At 37.2% G+C, this 21,615-nt stretch carries 16 protein-coding genes and 1 other annotated feature; of the genes, 11 read left to right on the top strand and 5 right to left on the bottom strand.

What is annotated here, in order from left to right:
• The first annotated feature begins 144 nt into the window (after positions 1–144).
• From pbp4 to RK01_RS08730, 3 genes are all read left to right on the top strand, one after another.
• Complete coding sequence (pbp4, locus tag RK01_RS08740) at positions 145–2,184, top strand: penicillin-binding protein PBP4(5) (protein WP_016172936.1); 2,040 nt, start codon at positions 145–147, stop codon at positions 2,182–2,184.
• A gap of 558 nt (positions 2,185–2,742) precedes the next feature.
• Positions 2,743–3,111 (top strand): DUF1033 family protein, encoded by a 369-nt coding sequence (locus RK01_RS08735; protein ID WP_016172935.1) that lies wholly within the window; start codon positions 2,743–2,745, stop codon positions 3,109–3,111.
• Positions 3,112–3,379: 268 nt separating this feature from the next.
• A complete protein-coding gene (locus RK01_RS08730; RefSeq protein ID WP_016172934.1) occupies positions 3,380–5,464 on the top strand; it encodes a DNA topoisomerase 3 in 2,085 nt (694 codons plus the stop codon).
• A 175-nt stretch (positions 5,465–5,639) separates the two neighbouring features.
• Here RK01_RS08730 and RK01_RS08725 read toward each other — a convergent pair whose 3' ends face one another.
• A complete protein-coding gene (locus RK01_RS08725; RefSeq protein WP_016172933.1) occupies positions 5,640–6,914 on the bottom strand; it encodes a solute carrier family 23 protein in 1,275 nt (424 codons plus the stop codon).
• Positions 6,915–7,221: 307 nt separating this feature from the next.
• Positions 7,222–8,055, bottom strand: a complete 834-nt coding sequence (locus tag RK01_RS08720; RefSeq protein WP_016172932.1) for an AraC family transcriptional regulator — start codon at positions 8,053–8,055, stop codon at positions 7,222–7,224.
• A 185-nt stretch (positions 8,056–8,240) separates the two neighbouring features.
• On the opposite strand from RK01_RS08720, the gene RK01_RS08715 reads away from it, so the two are divergent.
• Together RK01_RS08715 and RK01_RS08710 are read left to right on the top strand one after the other, a co-directional pair.
• Positions 8,241–9,989, top strand: coding sequence for an ABC transporter ATP-binding protein (locus RK01_RS08715; RefSeq protein WP_016172931.1), 1,749 nt, complete (start codon positions 8,241–8,243; stop codon positions 9,987–9,989).
• A complete protein-coding gene (locus RK01_RS08710; RefSeq protein WP_016172930.1) occupies positions 9,979–11,760 on the top strand; it encodes an ABC transporter ATP-binding protein in 1,782 nt (593 codons plus the stop codon). Before RK01_RS08715 ends, RK01_RS08710 begins: the two co-directional genes overlap by 11 nt.
• A 102-nt stretch (positions 11,761–11,862) precedes the next feature.
• Here the strand turns inward: RK01_RS08710 and RK01_RS08705 are convergent, their stop codons facing one another.
• A complete protein-coding gene (locus tag RK01_RS08705; protein WP_016172929.1) occupies positions 11,863–13,854 on the bottom strand; it encodes a KUP/HAK/KT family potassium transporter in 1,992 nt (663 codons plus the stop codon).
• 284 nt (positions 13,855–14,138) lie between these two features.
• Here RK01_RS08705 and RK01_RS08700 point away from each other — a divergent pair, with 284 nt between their 5' ends.
• Together RK01_RS08700 and RK01_RS08695 are read left to right on the top strand one after the other, a co-directional pair.
• Positions 14,139–14,588 carry a DUF3290 domain-containing protein gene (locus RK01_RS08700; RefSeq protein WP_016172928.1) on the top strand — a complete coding sequence of 150 codons (450 nt, stop codon included), beginning with the start codon at positions 14,139–14,141 and terminating at the stop codon, positions 14,586–14,588.
• Positions 14,589–14,599: 11 nt separating this feature from the next.
• On the top strand, positions 14,600–15,235 hold the full coding sequence (locus RK01_RS08695) for a DUF421 domain-containing protein (protein WP_016172927.1): 636 nt from the start codon (positions 14,600–14,602) through the stop codon (positions 15,233–15,235).
• A gap of 575 nt (positions 15,236–15,810) precedes the next feature.
• Here the strand turns inward: RK01_RS08695 and RK01_RS13760 are convergent.
• A complete protein-coding gene (locus RK01_RS13760) occupies positions 15,811–15,981 on the bottom strand; it encodes a hypothetical protein (protein WP_169391355.1) in 171 nt (56 codons plus the stop codon).
• Positions 15,982–16,009: 28 nt separating this feature from the next.
• Positions 16,010–16,492 carry a prolyl-tRNA synthetase associated domain-containing protein gene (locus tag RK01_RS08690; protein WP_016172925.1) on the bottom strand — a complete coding sequence of 161 codons (483 nt, stop codon included), beginning with the start codon at positions 16,490–16,492 and terminating at the stop codon, positions 16,010–16,012.
• A 71-nt stretch (positions 16,493–16,563) separates the two neighbouring features.
• Positions 16,564–16,798 (top strand) — a binding site (T-box leader).
• Positions 16,799–16,965: 167 nt separating this feature from the next.
• On the opposite strand from RK01_RS08690, the gene RK01_RS08685 reads away from it, so the two are divergent.
• The 4 genes from RK01_RS08685 (at position 16,966) to RK01_RS08670 (ending at position 21,613) form a co-directional block, all read left to right on the top strand.
• Complete coding sequence (locus RK01_RS08685) at positions 16,966–17,613, top strand: amino acid ABC transporter permease (RefSeq protein ID WP_016172924.1); 648 nt, start codon at positions 16,966–16,968, stop codon at positions 17,611–17,613.
• Positions 17,614–17,627: 14 nt separating this feature from the next.
• Positions 17,628–18,260, top strand: coding sequence for an amino acid ABC transporter ATP-binding protein (locus RK01_RS08680; RefSeq protein ID WP_016172923.1), 633 nt, complete (start codon positions 17,628–17,630; stop codon positions 18,258–18,260).
• Between the two features lie 38 nt (positions 18,261–18,298).
• Entirely contained in the window at positions 18,299–19,108 is an 810-nt protein-coding gene (locus RK01_RS08675) for an amino acid ABC transporter substrate-binding protein (protein WP_034864858.1), read from the top strand.
• 90 nt (positions 19,109–19,198) lie between these two features.
• On the top strand, positions 19,199–21,613 hold the full coding sequence (locus tag RK01_RS08670) for a DNA translocase FtsK (RefSeq protein WP_016172921.1): 2,415 nt from the start codon (positions 19,199–19,201) through the stop codon (positions 21,611–21,613).
• Positions 21,614–21,615: the final 2 nt, after the last annotated feature.

The raw sequence follows: 21,615 nt of genomic DNA, 5'->3' as shown, positions 1-21,615 counted from the left end.
TACCAAGGTTACTGCCCAAGAGAGCTGAGCGAGTCCGTTCAGCTCGTCTTAAAGCATTAACTTTTACTAAAAAATAACGAATTTTTAAAAACTGTACCTTTTAATAAGGTAAAATAAGGATATTATTTTATTAGGAGAAAAACGATGACTGAACAATCACGACGCAATACCAAACAACAGAAGGAATTTCGTCCATTTTTTATTATTATTCCACTGATTATTTTGCTTATAGCTGGCGGGGCTTTTTTTGCGTATCATTTACAAAGTGAAAAGAAACAAGCAGCCAGAGAACAAGTTGTCAAAGATTTCACAACCTATTTGGCACAAGGAAAATATGATAAAATTTCTACCACGCTTTTAGCGGATACAGCCCAACGTAATGGGTATAGTAATAAAGAAATCAGTGAAAAATATCAAAATATTTTTACAGCAATCGAAGCCAAAAATCTCAAATTGTCTCATTTAAAAATAACTGAGCAAAAAAATGACCAATACCAAGTGACCTATGAGCTCTCTTTGTCAACGGCAATGGGACAGTTGAAAAACTTAAAATACCAAACCTATATCGCCTATGAAAACAAGCAACCCAAATTGGAGTGGGGGCCAAATTTAATTTTCCCACAAATGAGTGGCAAAGATAAAGTGAGTATGACAGTGGATGCACCTGTTCGCGGTCAAATTTTAGATCGCAACAATCAACCCTTAGCAGAAAATGGCACATTACAACAATTAGGGGTTGTGCCGCAAAAATTGGGTGAAGGTACAGAAAAAGAAAAAAACATTCAAGCAATTGCCAAAATTTATGATCTAACTGAAAAACAAATTACACAAGCCTTAAATCAAAGTTGGGTTAAATCAGATTATTTTGTGCCCTTAAAAATTGTGGATGAAGTTAAAAGTCTGCCTACTGGTGCCAGTATTCAAGAAATTACCGGACGTAAATATCCGCTAGGGGCAGCCGCTGCGCAATTAGTGGGCTACTTAGGTAAAATTACCGCTGAAGATTTAAAGAAGCATCCTGAACTAACCAGTGATGGTGAAATTGGACGTGCAGGCTTAGAAGCAACGTATGATGAGAAATTACGGGGCACAGCGGGGGGGAAATTAGCGATTACCGATGAAGAGGGCAATGAAAAAACAATTTTATTAGAAACAAAGAAAAAAGATGGCGAGTCTGTTCACTTAACCATTGACAGCAGCTTACAAGAATTAGCTTATAATGCTTTAGATAATCAAGCCGGTGCCACAGTGGTAAGTGCTCCTAAAACAGGGGATCTTTTAGCTTTAGTCAGCAGTCCAAGTTATGATCCCAATAAAATGACCAATGGGATTTCACAAAAAGATTATGAAGCTTATGAAAACGACAGTAAAAAACCATTTTTAAATCGTTTAGTAACCGGATATGCGCCAGGCTCAACTTTTAAAACGATTACCGCTGCTATTGGACTTGATAATGGCAGCCTAAATCCCAACCAAAAAGTTGCAATTAACGGTTTGAAATGGCAGCAAGACAGTTCTTGGGGAGACTATTACGTCACCCGCGTCTCGGATGTGTCTTCAGTGAATTTAGAAGATGCACTGGTTTATTCTGATAATATTTACATGGCACAAGCAACATTAAAGATGGGGGAAAAAGCTTTTCGTACAGGATTAGATCAATTTATTTTTGGCGAAGAACTAGATTTGCCCCTAGCAATGAATCCAGCGCAGATTAGCAATGAAAAAAGTTTTGATTCCAAAATTTTACTAGCGGATACTGGTTATGGCCAAGGACAGCTGTTAATTAATCCAATTCAACAAGCAACCATGTATTCTGTTTTTGCAAATCAAGGAACGCTTGTCTATCCAAAACTTGTCACTGACACCAAGACAAAAGAAAAAGCAGCAGTGGTAAAAGCCGCTAGTGTCGCACAAATCAATAAAGATTTGCAGGCTGTTGTAACCGATACAAATGGTACTGCTCATAGTTTAAACAGTTTAGGCTTTTCATTAGCCGCGAAAACAGGGACAGCTGAAATTAAAGAGAAACAAGATGAAAAAGGGCAAGAAAATAGTTTCTTATTAGCCTATGAGGGGGAAGGTAGCGGCTATCTCTTTATTAGTATGTTGGAAGATCGCAAGGAGAATGAATCGGCCACACAATTGGCACCGTCGGTTTTACAATATTTACATGATCATTATTAATTAGCATGAAACGTTTTTACCTGAATGATTGATTCTTTTATGGATGACAAAAAATATCCGTAAAATAGTCGCAAAATCGTTCAGGTTTTTCTTCCTTTTAGGCTGTTTTTTATCAAAAAATAAATGAGAAATTTAAAAAAAACCTTTTATTTTATTAAATGTATTTTATACTGAATCTAACTTAGTAAAACCAGCAATAAAAAACGTCTCGTTAAACAATCGTTAACAGCTGCTTGTTTTGTGTAATACTGGACTAATTTTTGGCTCGTTCCTACTTACAGCAATCACTCTGATCGTAATCAATATTACTAGTTTTAAATCTATTTTGTTGGCATACCATTTTAGGTATACCCAAAATTTCACAGAAACACAGAATGCATGATGAAAAATATTTGTCTATTCTTATTAAAAAATTTATCTAAAAAGAATAAAATTCACAATCTTAATCAAATTAAATAAAAATAATAATGGGTATTTAAGTTTGGTGCGAATTTCTTGTCATAGCTACGTTTCATGAGTATGATTAATGCAAGTGGGGAATAAAAGGAGCAATAAATCATGTACCAGGTTGTTATTATGTATGGGGACAATGAGCCATGGTGGTTCTTTGAAGATTGGCAAAATGATATCAAAGAAGAATATGCATTTGCCGATTTAAAAGCAGCGGCGCAGTTTTATGAAACCAAATGGTTAGAATTAAATCCACACTTTACACATTTAAAATCACATCCAAATTATCAAGCTGCATTTTGGAATGAAAGTGATGAACGTTGGTGTGAAGAGTGTGATGACTATTTGCAACAGTATACCGGTTTGGCTTTATTGAAAGATTATGGGGCTGTGGTTCAAAAAAGCGCTACGCAATTGTGTCAAACAATAAATGGTGAAGGTAAGTTACGTGTTTGTAAACGTAAAGTTGCCAACTAATTGTTATTAAGCTTGAACTGGCTGTGGTAGCTGGTTTAAGCTTTTTTATTAGAAAAATTATTTTGAATAGTTTTTCATAAGAGGAAGAGGCGTTGAGATGGCTTCATTTCAAGTAGAGATTGTAAGATTATTTAATAGCAGTTTAGCTTTTAAAGGGGAGCTGTTATAATGAAAAACGCAATGAGTAAAAGGGACGCCAATAAAAGCTAAAGTATTTAGCATCAATAGAAATTTAAGTAGTAAACTTATCTGTTTTAAAGGAGCAAATATGGGAAAAAAATTAGTATTAACCGAAAAACCAAGTGTCGCCAAAGATTTTGCCAAAGTTTTAGGGGCAAAACCACATGGAAAAGATTATTTTGAAAATGACCAATATGTGATTACTTGGGCATATGGCCATTTATTAACCTTAAAATTACCCGAAGATATTAAACAAGAGTGGAAAACTTGGACAATGGAAACATTGCCAATGATTCCAAAACAGATTGGTATTAAACCATTGCCAAAAACGACCCGACAATTAAAATTGATTGGAAATTTGGCCAAACGTCAAGATATTACCGGTGGTATTATTGCAACGGACGGCGGTCGTGAAGGAGAAGCCGTCGGACGGTATATTTTTGAATGGATCCGTTTTAATAAACCATTAGAACGACTATGGATTTCTTCCCAAACTACAAAAGCCGTTCAAGCTGGTTTTCGTCAATTAAAACCGGCTAAGCAATATGATAATTTATATCAATCTGCAGTGGCGCGGGGAAAAGCAGATTGGCTAGTAGGTTTGAATGTTACGCGTGCTTTAACGGTAAAATATCATGATAGTTTGAGTGCCGGGCGAGTTCAAACGCCAACTTTAGCGCTAGTAGCCAAAGCGCAAGAAAAATCAGAGAAATTTATTCCTGAGACTTATTACACAATTGACTTATTATATGGTAATGAAAAAGGACGCTTGCAATTAAAAAATCCGCAGCAACTGCATAATCGTAGTGAAGCCGAAACAATGGTGGCAAAATGGCACAACCAGATTGGTAAAGTAAGTGAAGTCACATTAAAAGAAAAACGGCAGTCTGCTCCACTTCCTTACGACCTAACTGAATTACAACGAGTAGCCAATAGCTTGTATCAGTACTCAGCCAAAAAAACATTATCTTTAGTGCAAAGTTTGTATGAAACCCATAAAGTAGTCAGTTATCCGCGAACAGATTCGAAATATTTACCAAAAGATGTAGCGACAACCCTAAAAGAGAGACTGCAAGCAATTGCAAATGTCGATAATCGCGCCAAAGAATATTTGAAAAATGGGGCACAAGTTAAACAAAAAGCTGTTTTTAATGATAGTAAAGTGACGGATCACTATGCACTAATTCCCACCGAAGAACGTCCTCGTTTTGAAAAAATGTCAACAGATGAAAGTCGCATCTATCATCTGATTGTAGAACGCTTTCTAGGGTTATTTGCAGAGCAATATGTGACGGCAAACGTTAAGACAGTAGTGGAGTTTCCAGCTGGAGAATTTATTTTCCGCCAAGAAAAAGTATTGCAAAATGGGTGGCAAAAACCAAGTGAAAAAGTAGCTGAGAAATTGACAGATTGGGAAAACGTTAAAAGTGTCAAAGGACAATTTGCGATTAATAAAGAATTAACTACACCACCTAAATTGGCAACAGAAGGTAGCTTGCTAGCGCAGATGGAGAAATATGCCTTGGGAACTCCAGCTACTCGTGCTGAAATTATTGAGAAACTATTAAAATCAGAATTGATGGAACGCCGAAGCAATGTTTTGGCGGTTACACCAAAAGGTAAGCAACTGTTAAATTTAGTCAATTCTTCCCTTGTCAGTCCTAATTTAACTGCGAAGTGGGAAAGAAGCTTGGAAAACATTGCCCAGGGGAAAGAATCTGCCGGTGCTTTTTTAAAAGGGATTGAGAAGGATACTGCTCGTTTGGTAAATGAAATAAAAGATTCCCAGGCAACCTATAAAGATTATTCCTTGACGACCAAAATTTGTCCGGAATGTGGTTCTCAGCTGAAAGAACGTAACACCAAAGACGGAAAAATCTATATTTGTTCCAATGCAGAGTGTAGTTATCGTCGAAGAAAAGAACCCAAGCTTTCCAATCATCGATGTCCCCAGTGTCATAAAAAAATGGAGATTTTAGATGGTAAAAATGGCGCCTTCTTTAAATGTAAATATTGTGGTATTACTGAAAAAATACCGGATAAAAAAGCGCGTAATAAAAAGATGACAAAACATGAAGAAAGAAAATTAGTAAAGCAATATAGTAAACCAGAAGAGCCAGAAGAAAGTCCTTTAGCGCTAGCATTAAAAGCTGCGATGCAACAAGAAGACTAAAAAAGCGCGACCGATTATTACGGTCGCGCTTTTTTTGATGTCTAGCACATGCCACAACTCTTTGAGAAGAATTCAAAAATTCCTTTCTGGTAAAGAGCACCAAAAGACGAATTTCTGAGATTTTTCCAAAGCGCTGCCCGTTGCTCTGCCCTTTTTCGGATAAGAGAGTTCCAATTTAACGATCAGGTAAAACTAAATTTAAAAAGATACCAATTAAAGTGGACAATGCCATGGCAGATAAAGTAAAAGTGCCGGCTTCAAAGACTAAGCCACCAATACCGATGACCAAAATGCTGGAAGCAATCAGCAAATTTTTCTTTTTATCAAAGTTCGTCTTATTTTCAACTAAAATTTTTAATCCACTCGCTGCAATCACCCCGAATAAAACAAAACTAATACCAGAGATTACAGGACCTGGAATACTTAAGATCAAAGCACTTAACTTTCCGACAAAACCTAAAACGATAGCTAAAACAGCTGCACCGCCGATAACAAAAACGCTATGCACTCGAGTAATCGCCAGCACACCAATGTTTTCACCATAACTGGTAACCGGAGGACCCCCGACAAATCCGGCCACGATTTGCGCTAAGCCGTCCCCCATTAAAGTGCGATCCATGCCAGGATCTTCAAAGAAATTGCGCTTCGTCAATTTGTTTAAAACCATTAAATGGCCAATGTGTTCTGTCATAGTAACAAAAGCGATGGGTGCCATAGTGGTAATGGCATTTAAGTAAAGTTTTGGTTGATATTGGACAAACATAACTTCAAAAGCTGGTAATTGTAACCACGGGGCATCGATAACAGGTTGAAAATCTACCACTCCAAATGCTAATGCAATGAGATAACCAGAAATAATTCCAAGTAAAATTGGGATTAAGCCGAGAAAACCGGTTAAAAACATATTGAAGATAATCGTCACAGCGAGAGTTAACAATGCAACGGCTACATATTTGAAATCATAATTGCCACTTGCATTATACATCGCATTGTTAGCGGCATTGCTAGCTAATCCTAGACCAATAACCATAATAACCGGACCTACTACAATGGGCGGCAAAACTTTATCCAACCAAGCAGTGCCAATTTTTTTAATTAAAAAAGAAACCACAAGATAGACAGCACCGGTGGTTAAAGCGCCTTGTGCGATGGCAGGGTAGCCATCGGTTTTCATTAACAGCTGCATGGCCGCGATAAAAGCAAAGCTACTCCCCAGATAAGCTGGAATTTTTCCTTTTGTCACTGTGAGGTATACAAGTGTACCCAGACCGGAACTGACTAAAGCGATACTTGGGTTAATGCCTACTAAGATAGGAACTAAAACTGTGGCTCCAAACATGGTAAATAAGTGCTGCAAACTCAGCCCAAACCAGTGTAGTGGTGCGGGACGGTCGTGGATGTCCAAGACGACATCATCATTGTGAAAGTGAATATCATTTTTCTCTTCCATGAAAATCCTCCTCATAATTTTTGGTACAAAAAAATCCTACCCTTTTAGGCAGGAGGATCGTCAATGGATACAAGGATATTTACCCTGTTGGTTTGCGACGGACCCTTCTTAGCCTCTCTGGACTATGTTAAAGGACGTTTTGAAAAAACTAACAGTCGTGACTATTAATTATTTTCAAGAGGTGAATTTTTTTGCTGTTAAAAATATACACTACAAAAAGGGAGATAGCAAGGAGAATTACTTTATCCCCCATTTATTCAAAAGGCAGTCTAAACTTGTAATTGCAGTTTCTGGTTAGGTTCTTTACTTAAGTTACCCTTTTTTCACTCAAACGAGAAGGTGAGATGCCAAATTGTTTTTTAAACGCTTTGCTAAAATGATAAGCATCTTGATAACCGGTGGATTGGGCAATTTTTTTGATTGTCAATGGTGTTGTTTTTAACAGATGCTGCGCTTCATTTAAACGTAATTTAATCAAATAATTAATGGGACTCTCGCCACTGATTTCTTTAAAAAGGCGGGATAAATAAGCAGGGCTCACAAATTGGGCCTGGGCTAATTGTTCCAACGTAATTTCTTCTGTAAAATGATTTTCTAAAAAATAAATCGTATCATTGACAATTTTTTGTTGCCGCTGTTGGCGACTTGTTAAATAAGTGGGTTCTCTTTCATTAGTATCATCTAGTCCGCGTAAAATATGCACCAGCATTTCACTAATGAGTATTTTGCGCAAAACAACTGTTTCCGGTGCATCTTGATACAGTTCTTCTAATAGACGCCAAGCAATTTGTAAAACATTTTGGTGATAGCGTCCCAAATTTAAAATCGGACTTTTGTGAGGAAAGGTATTGCGCGGCAATCCCTGTAAAGTAAAGTTTTTAATGCCAATATGCAACTGATGCGAAGTTTGTTTGATATGACGCTCCATATGATGATAACCAGGATTAAAAAGTAAAATTTGGCCAGCACGGATGGTGGTTTGGGGCAAGTCCTCAAAAAAATACTCCGATTCTCCCTCTAACACTAACGAAATTTCTAAAAAATCATGGGCGTGGTATTCACCTACCCAATCTTCATCACAACAAGCATCAAAAAGATATAAAATTTCTGGGTTAAAAGTTTGTGCGTTGATTAAATGCATAATAAACTCCTGTATTCTGCTTAAAAGATAATTGAAATCGCTTTTATTTGTGTGGGTAATCAGTGAAAAAGTAGTTGCTAAAATCATTTCTGTTAATATTTTACATCATTTTAAAGAAGATATCCCATTTCTTTTCCAAATGATTCCACTAAGATGTTTATAGACAAAAAGTTGGAGGTGAAATAATGTCTAATATGCAATGGATTTGGGGATATATCAAAAAATCGCGCAACCATTTTGGTCTTATTTGTTTGTTTATTTTAATGAACGCTATTTTGATTGTTGTAAACCCTTATGTCGGCGGCTTAATTGTCGACGACGTCATTAATCAAGGAAAAAAATCGTGGTTGTTGCCTTTAATTGCTTTAATGATTGGTACCACTGTCTTGCGGACAATTGTACGCTACTTATATCAAATTTTGTGTGAGAAAATGAGTCAAAATGCAATCTATAAATTGCGGGAGGATATGTATTACAAGTTGCAAACCCTGGATTTTGATTTTTTTAACCATACGCGAGTAGGAGATATTATGGCGCGAATGACTGGCGATGTCGATGCCATTCGTCATTTTGTCGCATGGGTTACTTATAATATTGTGGAATGTGTATTGTGGTTTTTAGCAGCAGTCATTGTCATGGCTTTTATTAGTTGGCAACTTACTTTATCTTTACTAGTGGTAACGCCGATTATTTTTATTTTAACCAATAAAATGGCCAAACAAGCGCATCCTAAGTTTTTTGAAATTCGCGAGAGTTTTGCACGGTTGAATTCCATGGTAGAAGAAAATATTGGCGGCAATCGTGTAGTAAAAGCTTTTGCTAGAGAAGATTTTGAATTAGACAAGTTTAAACAATACAACGAAGATTTTAAACAGCGGAATATGGATTCTGCTGAAGTTTCCGCCCGCTTTTTACCTTGGCTAGATGGTTTTGCCGGTACACTAGCTGTAATTACACTCGTTTTTGGCGGGATTTTGGTCATCAGGGGACGATTGACAATTGGGCAATTGGTAGCATTTAACGGCTATTTGTGGATGTTAAATAACCCTTTGCGGATGAGTGGCTGGCTCATTAATGACGTGCAACGTTTTAATGCTGCTTGTATTAAAATTCGCCAATTATTAGCTCAAAAATCCAGTATCCCCGTGGAGGCTGAGAAAAGCATCACCCCAATTAAAGGAGAAGTGGTTTTTGAAGATGTCAGTTTCCATTTTTCAGATGATCCAAATCACAATGTTTTGTCCCATGTCAGCTTTAAGACTGGCCCGGGTAAAACAGTCGGAATTTTAGGCGAGACCGGTTCTGGTAAAACGACTTTAGTGAATTTAGTCGGGCGTTTTTATGATCCTACGCAAGGTCGTGTCTTAATTGATGGCAAAGATGCGCGACAATATCCTGTTCGTCAGTTACGGGAAAATATTTCCATGGTGATGCAAGATGTTTTCTTATTTTCCAATACGATTGCAGACAACATTGCTTTTGGCAATCCTTATGCGGATGAACATTTTATTCGCCAAATGGCGACAGTAGCAGATGCAGATTCCTTTATTGCGCGGATGCCTCAAGGGTATGAAACGGTCGTTGGTGAACGCGGAGTGGGATTATCCGGGGGACAAAAGCAAAGAATCTCTTTGGCACGAGCCCTGGCCAAAAATCCAGCTATTTTAATTTTAGATGATACGACATCTGCAGTGGATATGGAAACAGAATCAAAAATTCAGCAGGAATTAGCCAAATTAACAACGAAAAAAACCACCTTTATCATTGCACATCGTATTTCTTCTGTTAAAGATGCAGATCTAATTCTTTTGATGGAAAAAGGCCATGTGGTAGAAAAAGGTACCCATGAAGAGCTGGTAACCAAACGGGGAAAATATTACGAAGTATATCGCAAACAGCTTGGTTTAACAGGAGGGCAAGAAGATGGCGCGTAATCGTTTTGATGAAGATGAAGAATTAGCACAAGAATTTCGTTGGGGCGATTTAAAACGGCTTATAAGCTATATTAGCCCCTATAAAAAAGCAATTTTTCTCGTACTGGCAACCATTATTTTAGCCAATAGCCTAGGAATGTTAGGGCCTTATCTAACAAAAATTGCCATCGATACCGTTATTCCACAGCAAGATAGCAATCGTTTGTTACTTTTAGGTGGTATTTTTTTAGGTTCCTTAATTGTCATTGGACTGTGTATGCGTTATCGCATTATGCAGATTACGGCAATTGGACAAGATATGTTAAAAGACATGCGTTTTGATATTTTTGAACATTTGCAGCGATTGCCATTTTCTTATTTTGACAATCGCCCTCATGGTAAAATTTTGATTCGGGTTGTCAATTATATCAATACATTAAGTGATTTATTGAGTAATGGATTAATCAATTTGATATCGGATATTTTCAGTGTTGTAATTACTCTTATTTTTATGTTTTTTATTGATGTGCGCCTGACTTTTTATAGTCTAATTTTATTGCCTGTATTGTTTGTGATAGTGTTGATTATTCAAAATAAGCAACGAAAAGCTTATCAAACGCTAAGTAATAAGCAGTCTAACTTGAATGCATATATTCACGAAAGTATCGCCGGCATTCGCATTACACAATCTTTTGCTAGAGAAAATGAAAATGCGCGGATTTTTGATGAAGTGAGTGAAGAATATCGGACTTCGTGGATAAAAGCAGTGAAAATTCAGTTTCTTTTGTGGCCGGGAGTACAAAATATTGCCGTCCTAACCACCTGTATTATTTATTACGTGGGGATTTCTTCTTTGGGAGTTAGTGTGACAACCGGAACGTTAATTGCCTTTATTAGTTACATTAATAATTTTTGGAATCCGGTTATTAATATTGGAAATTTTTATAATTCACTGATTACAGCGAGTGCATATTTGGAACGTATCTTTGAAACATTAGATGAAATTCCAGATATTCAAGATGCAAAAGATGCTCAAATTTTACCTTCAATTAAAGGTGCGGTCGACTTTAAACAAGTAGTTTTTCGTTATGAAGCAGGAAAAAATATTTTAAATGATATCACTTTTCATGTAAAAGCAGGTCAAAGTATCGCGCTAGTTGGACCAACTGGTGCTGGTAAGACGACTGTTATTAATCTATTAAGCCGTTTTTATGACGTTAATGAAGGCAGTGTCAAGGTTGATGGCATCGATGTACGGGATGTAACATTGCAATCGCTGCGCAGTCAGATGGGTGTGATGTTGCAAGACACGTTTATTTTCTCTGGAACGATTATTGAAAATATTCGTTATGGTAAATTAGATGCGACAAAAGAGGAAGTTATTGCTGCGGCTAAAGTAGTCCGGGCGCATGATTTTATTAAAGATTTAAAAGATGGCTATGAAACCGTCGTCGAAGAAAGAGGAAGCACGCTTTCAGCCGGACAGCGCCAATTGATTTCATTTGCCAGAGCTCTTTTAGCAGATCCTAAAATTTTAATTTTGGATGAAGCGACATCGAGCATTGATACTAAAACAGAAGAACTACTCCAAGAAGGATTGCAACAACTACTAAAAGGCAGGACATCTTTCATTATTGCTCACCGACTTTCCACAATAAAAAATGCAGATCGTATTTTTTATATTGTAGGAGGTAAAATTGCAGAAAGTGGGAATCATGAGGAGTTAATGAAAGAACATGGTCTTTATTACCATTTGTATCAATCCCAATATGATTTATTACAGGCAATTTAAAAATACAGGATTAAATAGATGAGGTGAATAGAAGATCATCCTCATTTCGTTAAAAAAACCAAGAATTATTCCTCCTTGTTTAAGAGAAATAACTCTTGGTTTCTATTTTTTTCGTTCCACTAGACGGGTCTTTTTCATTTTCCCAATAATAAGAGGTACAGTTTCATATAAGACGTCACTGTACTCTAAACCAAACCAGTTTTCAGGTGACATGGTATGGCGTTTAATAAAGAGTTTAGCTTGCATAATTTGGCGTTCCCATTTGTCCAATTCCGTATTGTTGGAGAGTTCTTCTTCAATTAATACAAATTGGAAATCTCCTACATTCCGTCCCGGTGTTAGGGAATAGCGTTGAGGTTGTTTAGGTAGACGGCCATCCTTCATTAGATCATGAATAATTTGCCGGACGTAGACATTGACTTCTTGATTGACGCGAAAGCCTAAATACAAGCGGACAACCACAATAAAATCAGTTTCCAAGGTGTCGACAGAAAATTCTTTGGTATATGGCTCATCTGTTACCACCACATTTACAAACCAATATGTTTGCGCCCGTTTTGGCCGTTTGTCTAAAATAGAGTAGACAAATTGTTTCCCAATTTCATCATCAGTGACATGCGGAACTAAAAACACAACGTTCGTTTGATACATTGGAATACTTTCATCTTGACGCAAAGCAGCTAGTTGAGGAATATATTCCTTCAAATGTACCGTATCTGCTGCTTCTTCTTGAATAATATTGCCCCATTCCCAAATAATCATAACTGCCAAAATAAGTAAGGCAATAATCACGGCGACAAAGCCACCATGCAAAAATTTGGCGGCACTGGAAATGAAAAAGACCGTTTCAATAGCAGCAAAGAAAAGACTGACACAAGCTGCCAGAACTTTGTTGTGCCGTTTTTCGGACAAATAAAAGTAAAGCAAAAAAGTTGTCATTAGCATAGTAACGGTAATCGATAGACCGTAAGCTGCCTCCATATGAGAAGACGTACGGAAGGTTAAAACGATTAACGAACAGGCCAACCATAAAATAAAGTTCACCGCTGGAATATACATTTGCCCAATGGAAGAACCAGGATACATGATTTTCATACGAGGTAATAAGCGCAATTTAATAGCTTCAGATACCAGCGTAAAAGAACCCGACAATAATGCTTGGGAAGCAATCACGGCGGCAATAGTAGCAAAAATGACCCCAAAAATCATCCAACTGGCTGGTAAAATGCGGAAAAATGGATTTAATTGTTCAATTGCTTGGATTTTGGGATCTTGGTAAACACTCAATAGCCAAGCAGCTTGACCCAAATAATTTAGCAAAAGACAAATTTTTACATAAGGCCAGCTGACCCGAATATTTTTCTTCCCGACGTGCCCCATATCGGAATACAAAGCTTCCGCCCCGGTAGTCGCTAGAAAGATATTGCCTAAAATTAAAATCCCTAATTTATTATCCGGACTAAACAAAAGTTTGATAGCATACATCGGATTTAAAGCGCGGATAACAGATAAATCTTGAGCAAAATGAAAAATTCCCATGCCTCCTAAAAAGGTAAACCACAAAAACATGGCCGGTCCAAAAGCTTTTCCCACCATGTCAGTACCAAAACGTTGAACTGTAAATAAAATCAGTAAAATAATTAACGTAATGATAACAATGACGTTTTGGTTCATCCCAAACCGTTCATAAAATGCTGGAATGCCGCGCAATCCTTCAATGGCAGTGGTCACAGTAACCGCCGGCGTTAATACACCGTCAGCCAGTAAAGCTGCTCCGCCAATCATAGCTGGGATAATCAAATATTTGCTTTTTTTACGCACCAACGTGTACAGCGAAAAAATTCCGCCTTCACCGTGGTTGTCGGCATTTAAAGCAATCACGACATACTTAATTGTCGTTAAAAATGTTAGCGTCCAAAAAATCAGCGACACAGCACCCAAAATAAAATCAGGGTTCAAACTTTTCAATCCACCGTTTTCTTCGACAATCGCCTTCATAACGTAAAGAGGACTTGTCCCGATATCACCGTAGACAACCCCCATGGCAACAAGCAGTCCAGCTGCTGTTACTTTTGACATTTTTTGCTGACTCATTTTTTCCTCCTAAGTTTTGCTTAAATTAACTGGAAAAGTTCATATACAATGAATCCTTTTTCAGTTGGAACTTAGGTCTGGCATTTATGTTTTAGACCAGCGATTTACGCGAGTTGTTGATCTAAAACCATAGTACGTCTATGTGCTACTCCCCTAATTAAGCTACATTATCGAGATTTTAAAGCGCAATGTCAAACAATACTTATAGTAAAATTCAAATATACTAAAAATAATTCGTCTTCATACTAAAATAAAATCAAGTAAAAAAGAAATGAGGAGTGAAAATGACTTTTTATGGCATTGAGTATTTACAAAATAATGCAGGTGTCAACGATTATATTAAGTATGGCTTGATTTTTGCCTCTTTAATATTTTTAATCTTTGTGTTTAGTGCTTATTTGCGACATCGTTTAGATACCAAATATCGTGATTTAACAATTATTATGTTGTTACTGCTATTATTTTTACTTGGCGTCCAATATTCTGATTACAAACAAGATCAAAGTAATCATTCGCAATCGTCTCAAATGGTTCATTTTGTCAAAAGAGTCGCGCAAGATGAAGTGGTAGCGCCAGAAGAAGTGTATGTGAACAGCACGACTTTAACAGACCAGATGCTCGTTTTAATCGGGGATGATTGTTATCGGGTGACACTAAGCCAAGATGGGTCCAATTTCAAAATGGATGCTGTCGCTCTTTTAACAACCAAAGACCAGATTGTGAAACAAAAGTAGGAGGAATAAAGATGAGTTATTATTTACCAATACTCGCCAAATTTGCCCTAGGGCTCATTTGTTTGATATTACAAATTACAATTATGGGAAAAGGCAATTTGGCACCAACTTCTCCGATGGATCAAGTGCAAAATTTCGTATTAGGGGGAATCATTGGCGGTGTCATTTATAACGAAGCCATTACAGTTTTACAGTTTGTCCTGGTCCTAATTATTTGGACATTATTGGTTCTCGTTTTAAAATTTGCCAAAGAACATAATCGTTGGGTGAAACGAGTGATTGACGGAGCGCCAGTAACCTTGATACGTAATGGTGCAGTAAATGTACAAGATTGTTTACGAATTGGTATCTCTGCCAATGATTTAATGTTTAAACTGCGTTCGAATGGTATTTTTGAAGTAGAAAAAGTCAAGCTAGCGGTGATGGAACAAAACGGGCAGTTAAATGTGATTGAATACGGTGCCGAAATGATTCGCTATCCCATTATTGTTGATGGGCAAGCTAATTTTGACTTGTTGGAAATAATTGAAAAAGACCTCGAGTGGTTAGAAGCAGAGGTAAAAGCCCAAGGGCATGATAAAATTAGTGAAATTTATCTAGGAGAATATTTAAATGGCAACGTCATTCTAACGGCTTATGATGCCTAAAAAGAAGAAAGATACAGACTTAATGAAACCAATAATGAATTTTTCGCATGAAAAAACATTGCTTTTTGAAAATTTCATTCTTGATATTAGCGTGTCACAAAAAGACATGCAAGGAGAATTTTTTGGGTGAATTTTAGTTTGTATCTATTTTCTTTCTGTAAAAAATAAGCGAAATGGTATAATTAGTGTTATTTATAATTTTTGAAAAGTGTTTTTTAATAAATTTCTTTTTCGGTGGCAAAGTTATAAAAAAAGCTGGTTAAAATCATAAAACCTCTCACATTTTAGGAATATTTTGGTAAATAAGTGTTAGCATAAATATGTAATAAGCTAATTATTTACCACAAGGGAGGAATAAGTATGCGTAGTCGAAGAAAATTTATGGTAGGACTGATATTGTTTATGATAATTTCTGTTATTATATTCGTCGGCGTATTGTTAGGTGTCTTAAAATATTTAGGTTTGGATTTGCTGGTATAGTACATATTTTTTGAAAAATACATAAAAAAGCGTCCTCACTAGAGGGCGCTTTTGCATCGAATAAAAGATTTTGATTTTATTCACTAGGGGTAGCTTTAGAAAGCTATCAGGTGAAATACTCCTAAGCAAACAGCTTTTATTTTACGAACCTTTTCATTTTTGTCATCCAATTGTTCATAAACTTCGCGAATTGTATCTTTGGTAAGTAAATAAAATAGGTAGCCGGCGCCACCGGCAATCAATGTGAAAATCAATAAGAACAACATAAGAGTAACTACACCTCGTAATTTCTATTTAAATCGCTACATAAAGCGGTTTGTAACCTAGATGATTTAAGATCTTTTCAAAATCACGAAATTGCATAATAAGTGTTGTCGAATTAATGTTGGGGTGAAATCCGACCGTGTCTTGTTGGTCAATTTCTTTATCAATGACGACAGTGATTTTGTGATCATGATCATTGGGCAAAGCCAAAGGTGTGACCGAACCTGCGGGCACATTGAGTAATTCTACCAAATTTTTTTCTGAAACAAAAGAAAGACGCTTTTCATTTAAAATTTCGGCTAAATGTGTCAAATCTGCTTGTTTTTCATCAGGTAAAATGACTAAAAAACGATGCTCACCTTTGCGTGGCTTTAAAACTAAATTTTTTACTTGTGGTCCTGGTAATGTAAAGGGAACATTTTTAACGGATGTGATGGGTTCATGATCTACTCGTTGGTAGACAATATTTAAATCTTCTAATAATTGATAGGCAGCTTGAGCTGTAGCAAACATAAAAAAGACTCCCTTCGAAAAAAATAGTTGACAAATTTCATTTCACCTTTTAAAGTTAGAGACAACCTAATAATACGACATCGATAAGAAGAGTAGCAAGTATGGCCATCTAAAGAGAGTCTCTGGTAGGTGAAAAGAGACGATGACATTTTGTGAACCACATCTTGGAGTTGTTTTTCTGAAATGAAAGTAAGAAAATCCGGGTATGCCCGTTATAGCAACAGTCATTGATAGATGACTTATAGAGACTCTTTACTGTAAAGTAAGAGTGAAAAAAGGTGGAACCACGTAATTCACGTCCTTTAGCGCTTGCGCTAAAGGACTTTTTTATTGCCTCGTTTTTTGCTTATCTATTGTGACTGATGGAGTTTACTTTTGTGAAAAAGTAATAAATAGAGGTGGCACCGCGTTGTTACGCCCTCTGATGTAAAAGTCAGAGGGCTTTTTGTTTACAAAAATAAGGAGCTGATGAAATGAATTATTTATTATCTGTTTTACCACAATTATTGTCTGGAGCAGGCATCACACTAAAATTGTTTGGCTTAACCTTACTCGGTTCAATTCCACTAGGGATTCTTTTGGCCTTTGTATTAGCAAGTCACTTGCAGCCTTTTAAATTAATCGTTCAAATGTATGTTTGGATTATGCGAGGCACACCACTTTTATTGCAATTAATTTTTATTTTTTATGGATTGCCACTTTTAATGCCGGCATTGGTCTTGGATCGTTTTGATGCTGCACTACTAGCTTTTATTATTAACTATGCGGCTTATTTTGCTGAAATTTTTCGTGGCGGCATTCAATCTATTCCAGAAGGGCAATATGAAGCAGCGCAAGTTTTACGCTTGAGTAAAATGCAAACAATCACCAAAATTATTATTCCTCAAGTTGTAAAAATAACACTTCCTTCAGTAGGAAATGAAGTGGTCAACTTAGTAAAAGACACATCACTGGTTTATATTTTAGGGCTATCGGATATGATGCGGATTGGTAAAATTGCGATGGAACGCGATACTACTTTGCTACCGTTAGTTGGGGTAGGTTTGATATACTTAGTGATGACGGGAGTTTTCACATTAATTATGAAGGTTTTGGAAAACAAATTGAATTATTATCGTTAGGTGGGTGAAAAACTATGTTGGAATTAAAAAAAATTACTAAAGCGTTTGGTAAAAAAAATATTTTTGAAAATTTGGATTTAAATATTCCCGATGGTGAGATTTTAGCGATTGTTGGCCCTTCTGGTGGAGGGAAAACGACATTATTACGAATGTTAGCTGGACTAGAAAAAGCAGACAGCGGGACTTTTTTACTAGATGGTCAACCCTTTAATCCCACAGCTTTAAATGAGCAAGAGCAAGTTGTCGGCGTGGTTTTTCAAGATTTTCAATTATTTCCGCATCTAAATGTTTTTGAGAATATTACGTTAGCGCCAAAATTAGTCTTAAAAGAAAATACTGCGATGTATACACAAAAAGCCGAAAAATTAGCAGCGCAGTTGGGACTAGAAGATTTATTACAAAGTTACCCATATCAACTGTCTGGTGGACAAAAACAACGGGTAGCACTTGCCCGAGCTATGGCGATGGATCCGCAAGTTTTAGCTTACGATGAACCGACCAGTGCTCTTGATCCTGCTTTAAGAGAACAAGTTGAAAAATTAATTTTGTCTTTAAAAAAAGAGGGCGTCACCCAAATCGTCGTTACCCACGACTGGACGTTTGCGGAACATATCGCGGATCAAACACTAAAAGTAACACCAAAATAAAATATAAGTGTGAAAAACAAGGAGGTATAAGAATGAAATTGAAAAAATGGGGTACATTACTGACAGTAGTAGCAAGTCTTGGGGTATTAGTGGCTTGTGGGAATAAGGAAGAAAATCCCAAAACAAAAGCTAATGAAGTGCCAAAAGAAGTAGTAGTAGGGTTAGATGACACTTTTGTCCCAATGGGCTTTAAAGATAAAGCAGGTAAGTTAGTTGGATTTGACATCGACTTAGCCAAAGCTGTTTTTAAAGAAACAGGACAAAAAGTCAAATTTCAATCGATTGACTGGTCAATGAAAGAAACTGAACTGGATAATGGGACGATTGACGTCATTTGGAATGGATACTCTAAAACGGCAGAACGCGAGAAGAAAGTTCTTTTTTCTGATACTTATATGGAAAATGATCAGGTACTCGTGACACCTAAGAAAAGTAAAATAACCACTTTTAAAGGTATGAAAGGGAAAATTTTAGGAGCGCAAGAAGGTTCCTCTGGCTATGACTTGTTTACCAAACAACCAGAAGTTTTAAAAGATAGCGTAGCAGATAATGATGCTGTCTTATATGCTAGTTTTAATGAAGGTTTTATTGATTTAGAAAATGGTCGAATTGACGGTTTACTAATTGATAAGGTCTATGCAGATTATTACTTAACCCAGAAAAATCAGCTAAACGATTATAATATTATCAAAGGGCCTTTTGAAAATGAGGACTACGCGGTGGGTATTCGAAAAAATGATCAAGCCTTGGCAGAAAAAATTAATGCGGCTTTGAAAACAATCCAAGAAAATGGCGAATTTAAAAAAATCTCTGAAAAATGGTTCGGTGAAGATGTATCGCCAAAATAAAGAGGAGAAAACTTTTAACAGGCAGAACAAAACTTTTGTTCGCCTGTTTTTTTTTGTATAATAAGGAAGATGAAATGAGGGATTATAAAAATGGCACAACGAAAAAGCCAGAAGAAAAAGAAACGTGTAACAAAGAAACAACAGCAACAACAAGAAAAAATGATGTTGGCGGTAATCGGCGCCGCTTTTATAATATTTGCAGGACTTGGTCTATTTAAGCTAGGCTTTTTGGGAACTTTAATTGCCAACTGTCTAAGAATCATTGGCGGCAATACTTATCCAATGTTGGCAATTGCCTTGGCTTTATATGGATTATGGTTAATGGTCAAAACTACAGCGGCAAAATTTGAAAATTTCCGGCGCTTTTTAGGAGGGCTGTTCATTTATGCGGGACTTTTAATGTTTTTGCACGCACTATTGTTCCGGAATGTGATTAGCGGTGCACCCAATATTATTAATACAACATGGGGCACTTTATTAGGGGATATCCGCACGAATCAAGTGAGTCAAAATGTAGGTGGCGGTATGTTAGGCGCTATTCTTTACCAAGGAAGTTATTTTCTTGTTTCCCAAATTGGCAGTTACTTTTTCGCATTTTTATTAGCAGTAGTTGGTCTGTTTTTAGTCAGTATGATGAGTGGTGGCGAACTTTTAGAGCATCTGCAAAATGCAGGGGAAGCTTTGCAAGAACTTTTAGCCGGTGATCCAGCGAAAAAAGCAGCGAAACAAGCGGCCAAAAAAGCACGCCAAGAAGAAAAGGCTGCGGCCAAAGCGGAAAAAATTGCCGCTGAAAAAGCAGCTGCAAAAATGGAATTGGAAAAAAATGAGAAAAACCAAGTTCGACCGCTGACAGAAGGGGAAAAATTAGCAGAAGCAGCGAAAAGTCCTGTAGAAGTCGAACCGGAACAATTGAGTTTTGTCCCAATTGATCATTTTCAAGAAAAAGTGGCGAAACCTGCAACTGATCTCAACACTGTAGTAGGTACAAATGAGACACCAGAATTACCGGATGACGGAGAAGATTTGGATTTTGAAATTCCAGCTGAAGCGGAAGATCGTGACTATCAATTGCCAAATGTGGAATTACTAGACTCTTTACCACCGATAGATCAAAGTGATGAATATCAAAAAATTGAACATAATATTGGTGTATTAGAAAAAACCTTCCAAAGTTTTGGTGTCGATGCCAAAGTTGTAAAAGCGAGTTTGGGACCTGCTGTTACCAAATTTGAAGTGCAGCCGGCTGTCGGTGTGAAGGTCAGCAAAATTGTGAGCTTAACAGATGATATAGCTTTGGCGCTAGCCGCTAAAGATGTCCGGATGGAAGCGCCGATTCCTGGTAAATCTTTGATCGGTATTGAAGTGCCAAATAGTAGTATAAGTACCGTTTCATTTCGGGAAGTGATCGAAGCACAACCGGATCATCCCGATAAATTATTAGAAGTGCCATTAGGACGAGATATTTCTGGCCGGGTTCAAACGGCTGATTTAACGAAGATGCCCCATTTACTAATTGCTGGTTCGACTGGTAGTGGGAAATCTGTTGCCATTAATGGCATTATCACAAGTATTTTGATGCGGGCTAAACCGCATGAAGTAAAGTTAATGATGATTGATCCCAAAATGGTGGAATTAAATGTCTATAACGGGATTCCCCATCTGTTAACACCAGTGGTTACTAATCCACGTAAAGCCGCCCAAGCATTACAAAAAGTAGTCAAAGAAATGGAAGAGCGTTACGAAAAATTTGCTGCAGCCGGTGTACGCAATATCACCGGTTACAATGAAATGATTTTAGCTCGTAATTTAAGTCATGGTGAAAACAACCCCATTTTACCTTTTATTGTAGTTATTGTTGATGAATTGGCGGACTTGATGATGGTCGCTTCCAATGAAGTTGAAGATGCCATTATCCGCTTAGCTCAAATGGCCCGGGCAGCAGGTATCCATATGATTTTAGCCACACAGCGTCCAAGTGTTGATGTTATTACCGGAATCATTAAAGCCAATGTTCCCTCCCGCATGGCTTTTGCTGTTTCCAGTGGGACTGATTCCCGCACGATTTTAGATAGTAATGGCGCAGAAAAATTATTAGGCCGTGGGGATATGCTCTTTTTACCAATGGGTGAAAATAAACCAATTCGCGTTCAAGGTGCCTTTATTTCAGATCATGAAGTAGAACGAGTTGTAGCATTTATCACGGAACAACAAGGGGCAGATTATGAAGAAAAAATGATGGTAACTGAAGAAGACGAGGCCGCAAACGGTGCTAATGCCCAACCAGAAGATGAGCTCTATGGACAAGCAAAAGATTTAGTCGTCGATATGCAGACCGCCAGTGTTTCGTTACTGCAACGTCGTTTTCGAATTGGTTACAATCGAGCTGCTCGCCTAGTAGATGAACTGGAGATGCATGGTGTTGTGGGGCCTTCTGAAGGAAGTAAACCCCGTAAAGTTTTAATTGAACCAACCAATACAGAAGAACTTCCGCAAGATTTAGAGTAAGA

Source organism: Enterococcus dispar ATCC 51266, assembly GCF_000406945.1.
GTDB classification, from domain to species: Bacteria; Bacillota; Bacilli; order Lactobacillales; family Enterococcaceae; genus Enterococcus_C; species Enterococcus_C dispar.
Note: the sequence above shows the minus strand (reverse complement) of the source record. Positions and strands in the feature narration are given on the sequence as shown.